This window comes from Caulobacter sp. BK020, from assembly GCF_004342605.1.
Taxonomy (GTDB): Bacteria; Pseudomonadota; Alphaproteobacteria; order Caulobacterales; family Caulobacteraceae; genus Caulobacter.
Genome location: NZ_SLZL01000006.1, coordinates 1 through 14,926 on the forward strand (window position 1 = coordinate 1; position 14,926 = coordinate 14,926).

General features: G+C 66.0%; 8 protein-coding genes, 1 pseudogene and 1 riboswitch. All 9 genes and pseudogenes read right to left on the reverse strand.

What is annotated here, in order from left to right:
• Positions 1 to 1,778: pseudogene (locus EV278_RS08845) on the reverse strand (hypothetical protein); the annotation flags it as partial.
• 2 nt (positions 1,779 to 1,780) lie between these two features.
• Entirely contained in the window at positions 1,781 to 2,467 is a 687-nt protein-coding gene (locus EV278_RS08850; protein ID WP_132089577.1) for a hypothetical protein, read from the reverse strand.
• Positions 2,464 to 3,858 (reverse strand): HlyD family type I secretion periplasmic adaptor subunit, encoded by a 1,395-nt coding sequence (locus tag EV278_RS08855; RefSeq protein ID WP_132089581.1) that lies wholly within the window; start codon positions 3,856 to 3,858, stop codon positions 2,464 to 2,466. The genes EV278_RS08850 and EV278_RS08855 overlap by 4 nt, the downstream gene beginning before the upstream one ends.
• Positions 3,855 to 5,987, reverse strand: coding sequence for a type I secretion system permease/ATPase (locus EV278_RS08860; RefSeq protein ID WP_132089584.1), 2,133 nt, complete (start codon positions 5,985 to 5,987; stop codon positions 3,855 to 3,857). The genes EV278_RS08855 and EV278_RS08860 overlap by 4 nt, the downstream gene beginning before the upstream one ends.
• A gap of 224 nt (positions 5,988 to 6,211) precedes the next feature.
• Entirely contained in the window at positions 6,212 to 6,385 is a 174-nt protein-coding gene (locus tag EV278_RS24675) for a hypothetical protein (RefSeq protein WP_347812823.1), read from the reverse strand.
• Positions 6,319 to 7,740: an FAD-dependent monooxygenase gene (locus tag EV278_RS08865; protein ID WP_207905463.1), complete on the reverse strand. Its 1,422-nt coding sequence runs from the start codon at positions 7,738 to 7,740 to the stop codon at positions 6,319 to 6,321. The genes EV278_RS24675 and EV278_RS08865 overlap by 67 nt, the downstream gene beginning before the upstream one ends.
• A 277-nt stretch (positions 7,741 to 8,017) precedes the next feature.
• Complete coding sequence (locus EV278_RS08870) at positions 8,018 to 10,330, reverse strand: heparinase II/III family protein (RefSeq protein ID WP_165916573.1); 2,313 nt, start codon at positions 10,328 to 10,330, stop codon at positions 8,018 to 8,020.
• Between the two features lie 91 nt (positions 10,331 to 10,421).
• Entirely contained in the window at positions 10,422 to 11,084 is a 663-nt protein-coding gene (locus EV278_RS08875; protein WP_132089589.1) for a putative 2OG-Fe(II) oxygenase, read from the reverse strand.
• 31 nt (positions 11,085 to 11,115) lie between these two features.
• Complete coding sequence (locus tag EV278_RS08880) at positions 11,116 to 13,917, reverse strand: TonB-dependent receptor plug domain-containing protein (protein ID WP_165916574.1); 2,802 nt, start codon at positions 13,915 to 13,917, stop codon at positions 11,116 to 11,118.
• A 724-nt stretch (positions 13,918 to 14,641) separates the two neighbouring features.
• Positions 14,642 to 14,730, forward strand: a riboswitch (glycine riboswitch).
• Positions 14,731 to 14,926: the final 196 nt, after the last annotated feature.

Below are 14,926 nucleotides of genomic sequence, written 5' to 3' on the forward strand. Positions count from 1 at the left end.
GTGACCAGGTCGCGGTTGCCGTTGTTGGTCACCGTCACCGCGCCCAGCTCGTAGCGGGCATAGGGGATCTGCAGCACCGTCTCGGCGCTGGCCGACGGGATCTTGGGCTTCTTCTTGCCGAACAGATTGCCGATCAGGGCCCCGAGCACGAAGCCGACGAAAGCGCCGATGCCGGGAGCAATGAGGTTGAGGGCCAACCAGGAATTTCCCAGGCCAAGCTGGGCCGTGATGAAGGCCCCGGCAGTCGATACCCCGGCGCTGGACGTCACCGACAGGGTGGCGGTCGTCATCGCCCACGCGCCGGCCGCAGAGCCGATCGAGGACAAGACCACGCCGGCCGTGGTTTGCGGCTGCACGACCATAGAGCCCAGCTTGGAGCCGAGGAACGCGCCGACCGCGTTGGCGACCAAGGTCGCGCCTCCGCCCCCCTTGAAGAGCTGATCGGTATGGAAGCCGTCGAAGATGTGGGCCGCGCCCTCCTGGACGATGTTGGTCACGGCCTGGTTGGTCAGAGTCGAACCAATGGTGTTGAACAGTTCCGCCCCGAAACCCTTGACGCCGAGCGCTTGGCCCAACTCCATCGTCAATAGCGAACTCACCGAGCCGATCGCCGCCGATTGCAGGCGGTTCCACACGTCTTGGCCGAACGCCGTAGCGTTGGCGCTGGTCATCACCGATTCAATCTTGGTACCGGAAGCCAGCGCGACGCCGATCTGGTTGCCGATCGCGCCCAGCACCGATGAATAGACGATCCCTGTGACGCTATCCCCGCCTGACAGGTAGTCGCCGATTTTCGAACCGATCAGCGAACCGAGCTGGCCCGCGCCCTTGGCGCTGAGCGTAACCTTCACCGTCTGGCCGCCTGGACGCCCCTCGATGATGTAATAGGCTCGATTTGGAGACGCCAGGGCGGTGGCCTTGGCTGCGTCACCAGACTTGAGCGCCTGAATGGCCTGGACTCGGCCCAGTTGTTGCTGCGCCAGCACCTGGCCGGCGAGCGCTCGGGAGAATTCTGTCTGCGTCACGACCATGACGCCGCCATCATCGACAACGTGACCCGCCGAAAGCCCCTGAGCCTCAGGCGTTCCTTCCAGGACGATCAAACCGTTCCAAATCGTATTGCCCGCCTCGGGGATTACGGTCGGCGCGTCCATGACCGTTTTCCGCCCTTGCTGGGCGAAGACAATGAAATCCTTCTTATAGGAATCGTCGTTCAGGATCTGATTGACGTCCGTAGCGAACCGATCCTCGACCTTGGCGGCCTTGTTCCACAGGTGGTCGCCAGCGAAGGGATGCCAGAGTTCATGCACGGAGACCTGGACGATCTGCTGGAAGTTGTAGCTGCTCGCGCCTGTTCCGGGCGTGCCGTTGTGGGAATTGTCGAGGTTGATGACTAGGCTGACGCCATAGGGCAACGCCATGTTGGTTGCGTAGATCGGATCGCCATCGGCGTCCTTCTGGGTGTGATACCAGCGCGCGACGCCGGTATTCCCCGTCATATTCCCGCTTGAAAATCCAAACTGGCCGGCAACCGAGCCGGCGTGACCCAGGACGACCTGCACGCCGGCCGTCTTCGCCCCATGCATGGCGAAGATTTCCTGGATCGGCTGCACAGAGCCGTAGTCCGTGTTCAATTCGTCCACGTAGGCCGTGGCCAAGGCCTGTGTCTCGGCCACGACATAGAGCTTGGGCAGACCCAACCCCGAGGGCGGCGTGTAGATGTAGGTTCCACCGCCCGCGTTAATGAAGGTCGCGTGTGAGAAGGTGAATGTGGGCATGGCTATCGCTTCCGAGCGGGGGCTTCAGTGATAGCCGAAAGTCTCAGTTGGGCCGGCCCATAGCCGGCGCGCAGGCTTTTCACATAGTAGGGAATGGCGGCCCGATCGCCTTCGCAGATCTCGGCCATGTATCCGCGGATGAAGGCGATCTCGACGATCCTTCGCCGACCGGCTTGCTCTATGCGACCCAACCTGGATTGGTACGCGTCGTAGGAGTCGCAACGATTCTCATCGACGGAGAAGTCCCGCACGGCACGGACATAGTCGCCGACGTCGTCCTGGGCAGCTTCGGCGTCCAGGACGCAGTCGACATCGACGTCGTAGCCCATGAAGATGCCATTCCTGGCGTTGGCCGTCGTCACCGCCCGAGCGACCTCGCCTGCGGGACAGGCCTTGGCTTCAGCGGGCAGGCGATAGGGGCAGACACCATCAATCAGCGGGAACGGCGGAACGCGCAGATCCCCACCGACCGTCCCGTCGCGTCGCTTCGCGTGCACGAAAGCCGGCGGAACCGCATTTTGGATATGTCGTCCGGGCGTGGGAGCGAGGCGTCGCGCCAATTCATCGGATGCGCAGTTCGCCGGCGGCGCGGTCGCTTGAACGGCGACTGATGGCGCGACGGGTGCCGAACAGGACGTGCACAGTCCCGCGAGCATCCCAGCCCAGACAACGCCACTTGGAAGTTTCACCGCTCTCTCCCCGCCTCGGAAACCGTCTTCGCCACCGGCGACCACAGAAAATCAATCACCCGCCGTTTGCCCGTCACGATCTCGACCGAAGCGCTCATCCCAGCCGACAGCAAAGCTTGTTTGCCGTCAACGTTAAGTCGCGCCTGCGACAGCTTCACCCGCACGGGGAACACCAAGCCTCTTTTTTCATCGACGATCGCATCCGGCGAGACCTGCACCACCTCCCCGCTCAGCGTGCCGTAGCGGGTGAACGGATAGGCCTCCAGCTTGACGACCGCGCGATCGCCGACATGGACGAAGCCGATGTCGCGGCCCAGGACCAGGGCCTCGACCACCAGGGCCTCGCCGTCGGGAACGATGGTGACGATCGGCTTGCCCGCCTCGGCCACCTCGCCCAGGGTGGTCACCGACACCGCCTGGACGATCCCGCCGACCGGGGCGCTGAGGGTCTGCAGGCCGCGCTTCTGCTGGGCCTTCTTCAGGGCGTCGGCGCGGGTGGCGGCCAGGCCTTCGGCCTCGGCCCGCTCCTGGGCGGCCTGGCCGACGAACGACTGGGTCAGCTCGGCCCCGTCGCGGGCCAGGGAGGCGACCTGGGCGCGGGCCTCGTCCAGCCGGCCGCGCTGGGCGACCAGGTCCTGCTCGGCGGTGACCATGGCCTGTTCCTGCTGCAAGAGCTTCTGGCGCGCGCCGTAGCCCTTGGCCTCCAGCATCTTCTGGTCGTCCAGCTGGCGCTGCAGGATCGGCAGGGTGCGCTCCAGCTTGACGATCTCGGCCTGGGCCGCGCGGGCCGAGGCCTCGGCCCCGGCCCGGCGCTCGCCCAGCGAGGCGCGCTTGGCCTCGTAGGCCTGGATGCGGGCGGCCACCACCTGGCGCTCGGCCTCGGCGGCGCTGGGCTCGGCCCCTGGCGGGGCGATTACCGCGCCGCCGGTCCCGCGGCTGTAGGCCAGCAGGGCGTTGGCCCGGGCCAGGGTCAGGCCGGCGGTGGACAGTTCGGTCGTGGCGCTCTCGGCGTCGGCGTCGGCCACCGTCGGGTCAAGGGCGATCAGCAGCTGGCCGGGGCGCACGTGCTCGCCCTCGCGCACGGCGATGGCCCGCACCGTGCCGGGATCGGACGGCTCGACGCTGCGCAGGCGGCCGGTCGGCACCAGCCGGCCCTCGGCCACGGCCACGGTGTCGACCTTGGCCCAGCACGACCAGAGCAGGGTCCCCACGGCGCCGGCGATGATCGTCCAGGCGATGGCCCGGCCGATCGGCGACGGCGGCGTCTCGGCGATCTCCAGGGCGGCGGGCAGGAACTGGGTCTCGATCCGCTTGCGCGCACCGGACTTGCGGCGCCGGGTTTCTTCCTTCCAGGCGTGGACCAGCACGCGCAGGTGGGCCAGCAGGCTCATTGGGCGGCCTCATAGCCGTGCATCTGGGCCCGCCACAGCTGGGCGTAACGGCCGCCAGCCGCCATCAGCGCCTCATGGTCGCCGGTCTCGACGATCGCCCCGTTCTCCATGGTGACGATCCGGCTGGCCAGGCGGATGGCCGACAGCCGATGGGCGATGATCATCACCGTCCGCCCCCGGACGATCTGGCGCATGTTCTGCTGCAGGATCGCCTCGCTCTCGGCGTCGAGAGCGCTGGTGGCCTCGTCGAGGATCAGCAGCCGCGGGTTGGTGATCAGGGCCCGGGCGATGGCGATGCGCTGGCGCTGGCCGCCCGACAGGTTGGCGCCGCGCTCCTCCAGCACGGTGTCGTAGCCCTCGGGCAGCTCAAGGATGAAGTCGTGGGCCCCGGCCATGCTGGCCGCCGCCATCACCGCCTCCATCGGCAGGGCGGGGTCGGCCAAGGCGATGTTGTCGCGCACCGAGCGGTTGAACAGCAGGTTCTCCTGCAGCACCACCCCGACCTGGCGGCGCAGCCAGGCTGGATCGACCTGGGCCAGGTCGACGCCGTCGACCAGCACCCGGCCGCTCTCGGGCACGTAGAGCCGCTGGACCAGCTTGGTCAGGGTCGACTTGCCCGAGCCGGACGGCCCGACGATGCCCAGCACCTCGCCCGGTTCCACCGACAGGCTGACCCGGCGCAGGGCCTCGCGGCCGCCGGGCTTGTAGCGGAAGGTCACGTCGTCGAAGGCGATGCGGCCCTCAATGCGCGGCAAGGCGGCGCGCGAGGGCGAGAACTGGGCCTCGGTCGGGGTGTTAAGCACGTCGCCCAGCCGCGCCACCCCGACCCGGGCCTCCTGGAACTGTTGCCACAGGCCCGCCAGCCGCAGCACCGGCTCGGCCACCCGGCCGGCCAGCATGTTGAACGCCACCAGCTCGCCCACCGTCATCTGGCCGTTCAGGGCCAGGCGCGCGCCGATATAGAGGATCAGCACGGTCGAGGCCTTGTTGATCAACTGGATGGCCTGGCCGCCCCAGATATTGAGCCGCGCCGCCCGAAATCCCGCCCCGACATAGGCGGCCAGGAGCCGCTCCCAGCGGTTCTGCATCTGCGGCTCGACGGCCGAGGCCTTCAGCGTCTGCATGCCCGCCACGCTCTCGACCAGGAAGGCCTGGCTCTCGGCGCCGCGCTGGAACCGCTCCTCGATGCGCCGGCGCAGCGGGCCGGTCAGCAGGCCCGCGACCAGGGCGTAGAGGGCGATGGCGACCAGCACGATCAGCATCAGCCACGGCGAATAGAACCACATCACCACCAGGAAGATGATCGTGAACAGCAGGTCGATCACCAGAGTCACCGACGACGAGGTCAGGAACTCGCGGATGGTGTCCAGCTCGCGGACCCGGGCGATGGTGTCGCCCACCCGCCGGGACTCGAAATAGGCCATGGGCAGGGCCAGCAGGTGGCGATAGAGCCGCGCGCCCAGCTCGACATCGACCCGGCTGGTGGTGTGGGTGAACAGCGCCGCCCGAAGGCCGCCCAGCAGGGTCTCCATCAGGATCACCGCCCCCAGGCCGATGGCCAGCACGTCCAGGGTGGTCAGGCCGCGGTGCACCAGCACCTTGTCGATCACCACCTGGAAGATCAGCGGCGTGGCCAGGGCGAACAGCTGCAGGGTGAGAGAGGCGGCCAGCACCTCGCCCAGCAGGCCGCGATACTTGACCAGGGCCGGGATGAACCAGGTCACGTCGAACTTCGAACCGCCCGGGATTTCCGAGCGGGTGGCGACCAGCACCGCCTCGCCCGCCCAGATCGCCGAAAGGTCGGTCAGGGACAGGGTCTTGGGCGGCTGGCCGGGCCATTGCACCAGGGCCTGGCCGTCCTTGACCTGCGCCAGGATAAAGAAGTCGCCGCCACGTCCCTTGGCGATCGTCGGCAGCGGCGCGTCTTCAAGGCGGGACATCGGCAGGGTCGAGAGCTTGGCCTTGGCCCCCAGCCGCCGGGCCAGCCTGACCAGATCGCCGGTCTCCGCCTTGCCAGCCTTGCCCAGCGCGTGGCGCAACTGCTGCGGATCGGCGCCAATCTGGTGGAAGCCCAGCAGCAAAACCAGGCATGCGAGGCCTTCGTCGGCCTCGACTGGGTACTCACTCACACGCCGCCCCCGCAACTCAAGGGCGCAACCTCGCGGAGCTGAAACACAATTGCAAGTGAGATATTTACGGCAATCTCAACTGTCGGGCGGCGAGCCGGGTATCGACATCCTTCGAGCCACGGTTCGCGCACAAGCCAGAAATTCGGTAGCCGCGATCGGGGCGTGTGATCACATCCGGCGGATGTTCGGCTATCTGGACGATAGTGAAGAACAGCTCATCAGCCTCACGGCTCACCTATCCAGCACAAGACGGCGCGGGCCAGGCTGGCGTCATCGCCGGCGTTCTCGCTGACCCAGGCCACGACACCGTCTGGACGGACGAATACGGCGCTTAGTCCCAACTGATCCCGCGGCTGGTCGCCGGTGTAGGAGATCCGTCCTCGCCAGCGATGAGCCACCGATTGAAGCGGTGCGCCTGGAGCGAAATCGAGCAGCAGGGCTTTCCCATCGCGCAGACCCTTTCGCCAGTCGAGAACGCGAAGTCAGGAACACTGCGGCCGATCAGTGGATGGCCTCCGCCGAGATCGTAGCGGAGCGATACGTTCCAGACCTTCCCGGCGAAATAGCTGGCGCCGTCCCGCGTGGCGACGAGGTCGCGGATGATGGTTTCAAGCGCACGCGTGCTCGGGGTCGGCCGCATCAGCGCGACCTGGGCGCGCGACCAGTCGAGAACACGGGCGCCCTCGGGTTGACGTTCGGCGCAATAGCTGTCGAGCAGTCCTCCAGGCGCATCGCCTCGGATCGTGGCGGCCAGCTTCCAGCCCAGGTTCATCGCGTCGCCAAGACCAAGGTTCAACCCCTGGCCGCCCAGCGGCGAATGGATATGCGCCGCGTCACCGGCAAGCAGCACCCTCCCCCGCTGATATTCGGTCGCCTGAAGAGCGCGGTCAGTCCAGGTCGTGGCGAGCCGGAGAGCGGTCAGCCTGACATCGACGCCCGAGACCCGGCGCAGCACCGCCTGTACATGTTCAAGCGTCAGCGGCTGGGTCCGGTGCGCGGCGCCACCGTCAAAATCGACCATGGCGATCGCTCCAGGCCTTGCGTAGGTATACATGCCGGTCGCGGTATAGGTTCGCCCGAGGGCCAGCGCGCCCGGATCGGTCATCTCGGCCTCGATCGAATAACCGGTGAATTCGGGGCTGGTGCCGACGAAGTCGAAGCCTCCCGTCTTGCGCACCAGGCTGCGACCGCCGTCGCATCCGACCAGCCACTGGGCGTGGAGGCTCTTGCCGCCGGCTTGGACGCTGACCCCATCGCCCGACTCTTCGAAACCCTCAACTCGTGAACCGCGCCTGATCTCGGCGCCCAGCACGGCCGCGCGATCGGCGAGAACGGCTTCGAGAGCCTGCATGTCCACAGCGAGGTTGTCCCCCGCCGGGCTTGGTAGACGGTAAGGCCAATGCGCGGTGTCGACGTCCTCGTGGAAAAATTGGATGCCGGCGAAGTGGCCGGCGGGCCGACGCGGCTGCTGCATCCAGTGAGGGGCGGCCTGGGCGACGCCCGGGGAAGAGCTGAAGCGCCGCGCGGCTTCGGTCGCGTCCAACAGAGCGCGGCGATCGAGGGCCTGGAGGGTCGGCGCCGAGAGGCCACGCATGCCGAACGGTAGCCGCTTCAGTGGAGAGCGGGGATCCGAAGCCTCTTCAAGGACGACCACCGTGACGCCGCCAAGCCTGAGCTCGCAGGCGAGGAAGAGTCCCACCGGACCGGCGCCAACGATGACGACGTCATAAGTAGAGGAGTGATGGAAAGGCATAGGGGCTCCTTGGTCGATAGTGTTCGACCGGAGCGTTCCTCGGGCTGGAGACCGCGCGGACGAACAACGGGCGCTCGCCAGAGCGTCCAGGGTTCGTCGCGGGGGTCCCGGGCGCGAAGCCAAAGACCAGAGCTTTCGTTACCGAAAGGACTTGGGCTTACCAGACCAAGTCTGCCTTTTCCGACAGGGGTGCATAGCGGAGTCACCACCGATTTTCAATTGGCGCCGCTGCTCGACTAGGCCTGGACGGGCCCTGCTGCCGCCCGACCCGCGATGGTCACCGTGCGGCGTTGGTTCGGCGGACCAACGCGACATCACGCTCGCAGGCCGCGGTCGCGCCATCCACGGCGATCGACCGCGCGCCGTCGCAGCCCAGGCGGACGGCCAGGACCGGCTGGCCCTCGATGCTGGCCTCGACGCCCCGCTTGCCGGCCGCCTTGACGACGAACGCCTTGGACAGCGAGTCGAGCTCCACCCGACCGTCGCGACGCAGATAGCTGCCATCCGCCACGAACCAGCGCTCGGGCTTTTGCGGCGCGCCGCCCTCGGGATAGGTCAGCGCCAGGATGTAGGCGTCGGTCTCCCAGCCGCCGAGAACGGCGTTGGCGTTGCGGTGGCGGATCCGGCCGTCGGCCAGCAGGTTGAAATAGACGTCGGTCACCTGCCCTTTCTGGTGAAGCCGCACGAGCAGGTAGTCCTTGGTCTCGAAACGCTCGATCCGGGGAGGGCCGGCCGAACCATTGGGGGTCAGGGCGACGATGAACTTCATGCGGTCGGATGTCCCCGGCGCCTGCAGCCGCAGATAGGGCCGGGCTTCGTCGGGCGCGTGGTCCTTCAGGCCGGCGCCTTGGGCCATGCGCAGCAATTCCGGATAGTCGGTGGGCAGGCCGCCGTCGGGCAGGGGCTGCGGAAACAGCGGCTGGACCGCCACCTCGGCGTCGCCGTTCCTGACGGTGATCACCTGGCCCTGCCGCTTGGCCTCGCCCTCGTAATGCAGCAGCCACTCGAACTGGCCCGGCTGCCACCCCTTCAGGTCGTCGATCACCAGGATCACGTCGCCCAGCCACAGGAAGTTGCGATACTTCCGCTCGAACACGCTGGCGTTTGGCCCCGTGGCGTCGGCCCAGACGAAGCGGAGATCGCCCGCATCGACCAGATGGTCGACCCGTCCCGGGAAATGCGAGCCGTCATACGTGTTGCTGGCCGGCTCGGCCTTGCCGTCCAGGGTGACAACATTGTGGGCCACGCTCTGGCGGTAGTAGCCGTCGTATTCGGGCCGCGAATAGCTGCTGTTGCCGGAGTCGATCAGAAGCTGCTTGCCCTTGTGCCACAGGATGAAGCTGCCGGCGTCGGCGTGGTTATGGTTCCAGGTGAAGCCGGAGCGCACCGCCAGATAGGTCGCGTCCGGCGCCCAGGACGAGCGCATCGTCGCCGAGCCCAGATCGCGGTCGATCCAGCGGGTCGGCAGGCCCGGCCCTCGCGCCGCCTCGGTGCGAGCCTTAGCGGGAGGCCACTGCACCATGTTCTCCGGCTCGCTCCAGACATCCTGGCCGGGATTGGAGCGGACCTGGTCAAGGTACCAGAGATAGCTGGGCCGCTGGTCGCCGCTGGCCCATAGGTTGACCAGGGCGTGCGCTCCGCTGGCCGTAGGATTGCCGTCGCCGAAGTTGGTTGAGAGCGCTCCGGTCCCGGTCGGATAGAGGTTCTGGATGAACAGGTCGGCGACTCCGGCCAGGCGCGGGGTCGGCGCGGGTTTTTCGGTGAAGGCGTCAAGCCAGGCCCGCTTGAACCTCAGATAGCCTTCGACAGCGAAGTCGGCGTAGTTGATGCTTTCGACGAAGGCCCCGTTGGCGGCGAAATGCTGGGGCTTGGTCTCGATCGCGCTGCCGTCATAGGCGGCCCATTGCTCGGCGGCCTCGTCGATCCGCCGGATCCAGGCGTCGGCCTGGGGTTCCTCGGTCTTGACCGCTATGGCCGCCACGCCGGCGCCGAACACGATGTGGCTGAACCAGTTGTGGCCCATGGTGTCGAGGCTGTGGATGCGCTCCGCCCCATCGACCCAGTCGGCCAGGATCGGCTTGATCGCGCCCTTGATCAGGGCCTCGGCCAGGCGGTCGCGGTCGGCCGGGGTCAAGGCGTCGTAGATCGCATCGAAGGTCAGGCCGTAGGCATAGGCGCTGGTGCCCATACCCAGGTCGGAGTTCCAGACCGGCGTGCGGGCCAGCAGCGGCTTGTCGGTGACCCAGTTGGGTCGGGTCGCATAGACGTCCAGCAAAGCCTTGGCGCGGTCGGCGTAGCGGCGCTCGCCGGTCATGCGATAGGCCAGGGCCAGGTCCATCAGCGCTGCGTTGAGCTCGCGGTCATTGGTCGGCTTGTGGGTCAAGGCCTCGTCGGCCTGTCCGTGCGCATGGGTCCAGGCCGCCCTGGCGTCCGGATCCTCGGCCACGCGGGCGCGAAATTGCGCGACGTGTCGGTCGCTGAACGCCAGGTAGGGATGGCCCGACCGCAAGGTCTGGGCCTGGGCCGCCCCGCCGATCAGACAGGCCGCCAGGGCCAGGCCGGAAACTCGCCACATCACGCCACGCACCACGTCTCCCCTCCCTGTCGTTGTCATCGCTTCTTTGGTTTGCCGATGATATCGATATCAATTCTATCAGCAAGGCCGTCAGGAAAAGCCGACGCTAGGCCAGCGCGAGATTGACCGCGATGCTCCGGCGCACGCCGGGACTCCTGAACGGATAGACGCAGTGCAGCATCCATGACGGCCACAGGTAGAATTCGCCCACCACCGGTTTGACGACGAAAAGGTTGCGCACGCCCACCGCGCTGCGGCTGTCGATGAATTGCAAGCATCCGGCGGTGTTCTGGCGCGCCTTGTCGGCCCGGAACTCGGCCTCGTAACCCGGGGGCACGCGAAGATAGCCGACGCTGCTGAACAGGCACCCCTGATGAAAGTGCGCCGGATTGTAGTCGCCGGCGACCATGTCGTTGACCCAGCCTTCCTTGATCTGAATCTGCAGCTTCTTGTCCGCCAGTTCCTCGGTCCGCTCGTAGTCGCCGTAGTGCATCAGGGCGTTTTCGCAGCGGTAGGCGTAGGCGCGGGCGACATCGTAGAGGAAGTCGGCGATCTCTGGCGTTTCGCGGATCACGTCGGTGAACCGCATCTCGGTGCTGACCGCTCCCGCCAGGTGCGCCGACCAGTCGCGCGCCGCCACCTCGTCCGGGCGCTGGGCCAGTTCGTCGATGCGCGCGTTCAGCCGATCCACCATCCCTTCGGGCATCGTCGCCTTGAGGATGGTGGGGCTGAATGGCGCGACGAGTTTTAGGTCGTAGTCACTGGTCATGATCCCACCACAACGATCCCCTGCCCCGTCGCTAGAACTCCTTCCGGACGGTCAGCCAGACCGACCGGGGGGCATTGCGCTTGAGCAGGTAGCCCGCCTCCGGCAGCTGGGCGACGACGTCGTAGACCTGAACGTTGGTCGGAAGATTACTGCTGATCATCGGATCATAGGCTGAGACATACTGCGTATCGAACAGGTTGCGTACGTCGAGGGTGATCTTGGTCTTGACCAGGCCTTCGTATTGCACCGAGACGTCCACATTGTCCTGCTTGGGCAGGAAGCGGTGGTCCAGCGCGTTGGTGTTGAGCTTGCGTTCGTCCATAAAACGGTGACGGACGTTGAAGCGAAAATCCTTGTACCGGTAGGAAACGGTGTTGCTGACCGTCCATTTTGGAGACCGGGCCAGGATCCCCGCATCGACACGAAGGACATCGTCAGCCGCGCCCAGGCCGTTCGCACCGGTATTCAGCCAGTTATAGGCCGCCGTCGTCTTGCCGTTCAGATAGGTCACGGACGGAGACCACTCGAGATCCCTGGTAATCCGCCACTTCGCCCACGATTCAATCCCGCGGGTGAAGTACCTGTTGAAGTTCTCCGGCAGCAGATAGGTCGAGACGTTGTCCGTGTCCACGGCCGTCGGATAGTCGTTCACCGCGAAGTTCTGGTAGAAGGCGGTGATCTGGCCGTTGAACTTCCGGTCACCGAATGTATAGGCCAGTTCGTGGCCCTTGATGAACGCCGTCGGCCCCAGCGGACGGACCAGCGTCGCCACGGTCGAATATCGGTTGATCACGCCCGCCGCCGGCTGCTTGGCGTCGGTATATCGATAGTAGATCTTGTGCTTGGCGTTGAAATTGTAGCCGGCCGACACGCTATAATCGACGACGCCCAACGCCCGGTCGGCGCGAATGACCTTCGCCGCTGTCTGGGTCATGTAGAGATTGTCGTAGACGGTCAGCGGATCGCCATCGAGCCCGCCGTTGGTCGGCGAAGCGGCGCCGGCGTTGCGCGTGTCCCAGGTCTCCGAATAGGTCTTGGCGTTGAAATGCTGGTACTTGATGCTGGCGTTGAGGTCCCAGTGCTTGCCGGGCGACCAGTTGAAGCCGGCGTAGGGCGAGACCTCCAAGATCTTGGCCCGCTGCGACACCGTGGTGAACAGACCGCTGCCGTATGAACCCCAGCCGCCGGCGTCGGTCAGCTGATAAGTCGTTCCCGACGCCGTGACATATTTGACGTTCAGGTTCTGGACCTGCCCGTCGGCCCAGGCCGAGATGCCCAGGCCGTTGGCCCAGTTGTCGTTGGCCTGATGGGACCGCGCCACGTAGACGCCGAAGTTCAGGCCAACCGACTCGCCGTGGTAACTGGCGGTGAAGTTGCCCATGAAGTCCTTGGACCCGCGGTCGTTGTCCTCGGCCCGGGTCTGGAGCACCAGGTCCTGCGAGGCGCTCGCGACCGGCACGACCCCGGAATTGAAGCTTCCATTCGCGCTGGGGATGGTGGCCGTGACCAGGCCCCCGCGCATGTCGATGTCGCGATTGGGCAAGCTGTTAGCCACGATGCAGAGGCTGTTGGTCTGCCACGTGGTCGCCGCGACGCGTGGACAGGCCGCGCCGGTACGGTAGTTGGTTCCCAGCTGCGAGCCGGCCACGTTGTTGGCGACCCTGGCGACCAGGGCGCCGGTCGCGTTGTAGAACTCATAGTAGCCCGGCGTGCGATCGAGGTTGTTGATATTGAGGCCGAAGCGCTCGCGCGTCGCCGCCGCCGAGGCCAGCGAGGCCAGGCCCTGGGGCTTGTAGGACTGGCCTCGGTAGTCGGACTTCTGGACGCGCAGTGCCCCCGTAAAGCCCCAGGCGCCATCCGTGTCGTGGCGCCAATTGAGCGAAATCGCATCCTGCTTGTAGCGATAGCCCGCCGACGGATCGAGCGTGTGGCTGCCGGGCTTGAAGTAGTTGGGAACGGTCTGCCGGCCGCCGTTCATGAACAGGTTCACGTCTCGGCCGAAGCCCGGAATCTCCTGCGCGTCCTGATAGCCGTAGGTCGGCTGCTGGAAAGTCGTCAGCTCGGCGTTGGTATCGTCCAGGTGCTTGAGGATCACGTTGAAGGAGCCGGATCCGCCGGCGCCCTGGTATTCCTTGTAGAGGTTCACCTTGAACTGGCCGCCGTGGTTCAGGTCCCACCCGGGGTTCACCTGGCCGTTGGAGCGGCGATAGAAGCCGCTGACACCAATGCCAGCGTCACCGGCCTTGTTGACCCAGCCATACGCCCCGTCGACCTGCTTCCACGACAGGTGAAGGTCCTCGCCCTCAAAGCCCAGGCGGGTCTGAATGACCCCGCCCGGCCGGACCGCGCCGGTTATGTAGTTGAAGGTCGAGCCCACGGACGTCGTCACGCCGGTCGCCGACGACCCGCCGCGCACCGACTCCACCCGGCTGGTCGAGATGTCGGCGCGGTAGAAGTAACCGTCCTGGAAGCCGCTGAACTTGAACGGCACGACAGGCAGCCCGTCTTCCAGGATGGTCGTCCAGAAGTAGCCGGACGTATTGGCGCCGGTGCCGATGGTCATCCCGCGCGTGAAGACCTCGTTGCGCGCCACGCCGTCGTTGGATTCGACCACGACGCCGGGCATGTCGCGCAGCATGTCGTCGGCGCTGATCGGCGTGAACTTGGACATGTCGTCCTCGTTCAGCACCGAGAACGAGACATTGGCCTTCTTGGCCGCGGTTCCGGCCATGACGCCGGTGACGATCACCTGGTCGACGGTGCTGGTTTCGGCGTCATCCTGGGCAGGCTTCGCCGCCGCAGGCTTCGGCGCGGTCGCGGTCTGGGCGTACACGCCGTGCACCGAAAATGCGCTTGCGGCGGCGACAAGCGCCAGGACGATGTGAGAAACTTCCGTCGCGCGCACACGGCCGCGCACAGGGTTTTGAACACCCATTATTTCCTCCCCTTTGGACTTTCGCCGACTCGCTTTGACGTGAGTTCGGACGTCGCTCGGCCGATCGCGGGTCGAAACCGCAGGCGCCACCTGCGCTTCGATCAACCGTTTGTTATCGATATCAATGACAATCAGAAGCTGTCAATGAGTTTCGCCGAGCCCACATCTCCATCACTCTTCACGGATAAGGATCTGGTTTCGGGAACGCCAGGATCATATGGCGCAAAGCGCGGTCGCCTTCTGGCGACCGAACCCTGTTCACGATATCAGACAGATCGCGGGCGCTCCTGAAACTAGGAGGCGTTTCATGAGGCTGGCGAGCGGACGCGTCCCTATTCCCAGGGTCGCGGTGTACGGTCCGCCCCCTTTGCCGTCAGGCCGGCCCGGATCGAAGTTCCAGGCTAGGCGACGTCGTGAAGCGGCGAGGAATCACGCCGATCTCAGCCGTTCAGAATGTTCTCAAACAGTCTCCTTGGGGCTCGACTTGCACGAGGGCGAACAGGCCTCACCTTCGACGCCACGAAAAGCAGCGCGAGTTGCGTTTCAAAACGGCGCCCGGCGTCTTGGCGTGCACGCAATCCCACCCTGAATTGACGCAGTCCTGGTTGCGGATCTTTCTGCAAGGGCTCTCGCGGGAGAGATCGGGCCTAGCCCGGCGCTGAAGGCGAAACCGCCCCGGAAACGCTCAAGCAGAAGGACCGCGACAGCCTCGAAACGCTGGAAAGCAGGGTGCGTCTGCGTGCGCCCTCGCCGAAGGAGCAAGGCGACCCGCCGACGTGTCGCTGAATCTCTCAGGCGCCAAGGACAGCGGGGGTGCGGAAGGCGGGTCATGACGGCCCGTCACGACACCTCTTGGCTGCCGATGACCTGAAATCTACCACCGCGCTCCTCCTCGAAGCTTTTTCCG

What these genes read in the sequence shown, in the direction of transcription:
- EV278_RS08855 (WP_132089581.1), bottom strand. Translation starts at nt 3,858, where the DNA reads ATGAGCCTGCTGGCCCACCTGCGCGTGCTGGTCCACGCCTGGAAGGAA.
- EV278_RS08865 (WP_207905463.1), bottom strand. Translation starts at nt 7,740, where the DNA reads ATGCCTTTCCATCACTCCTCTACTTATGACGTCGTCATCGTTGGCGCC.
- EV278_RS08875 (WP_132089589.1), bottom strand. Translation starts at nt 11,084, where the DNA reads ATGACCAGTGACTACGACCTAAAACTCGTCGCGCCATTCAGCCCCACC.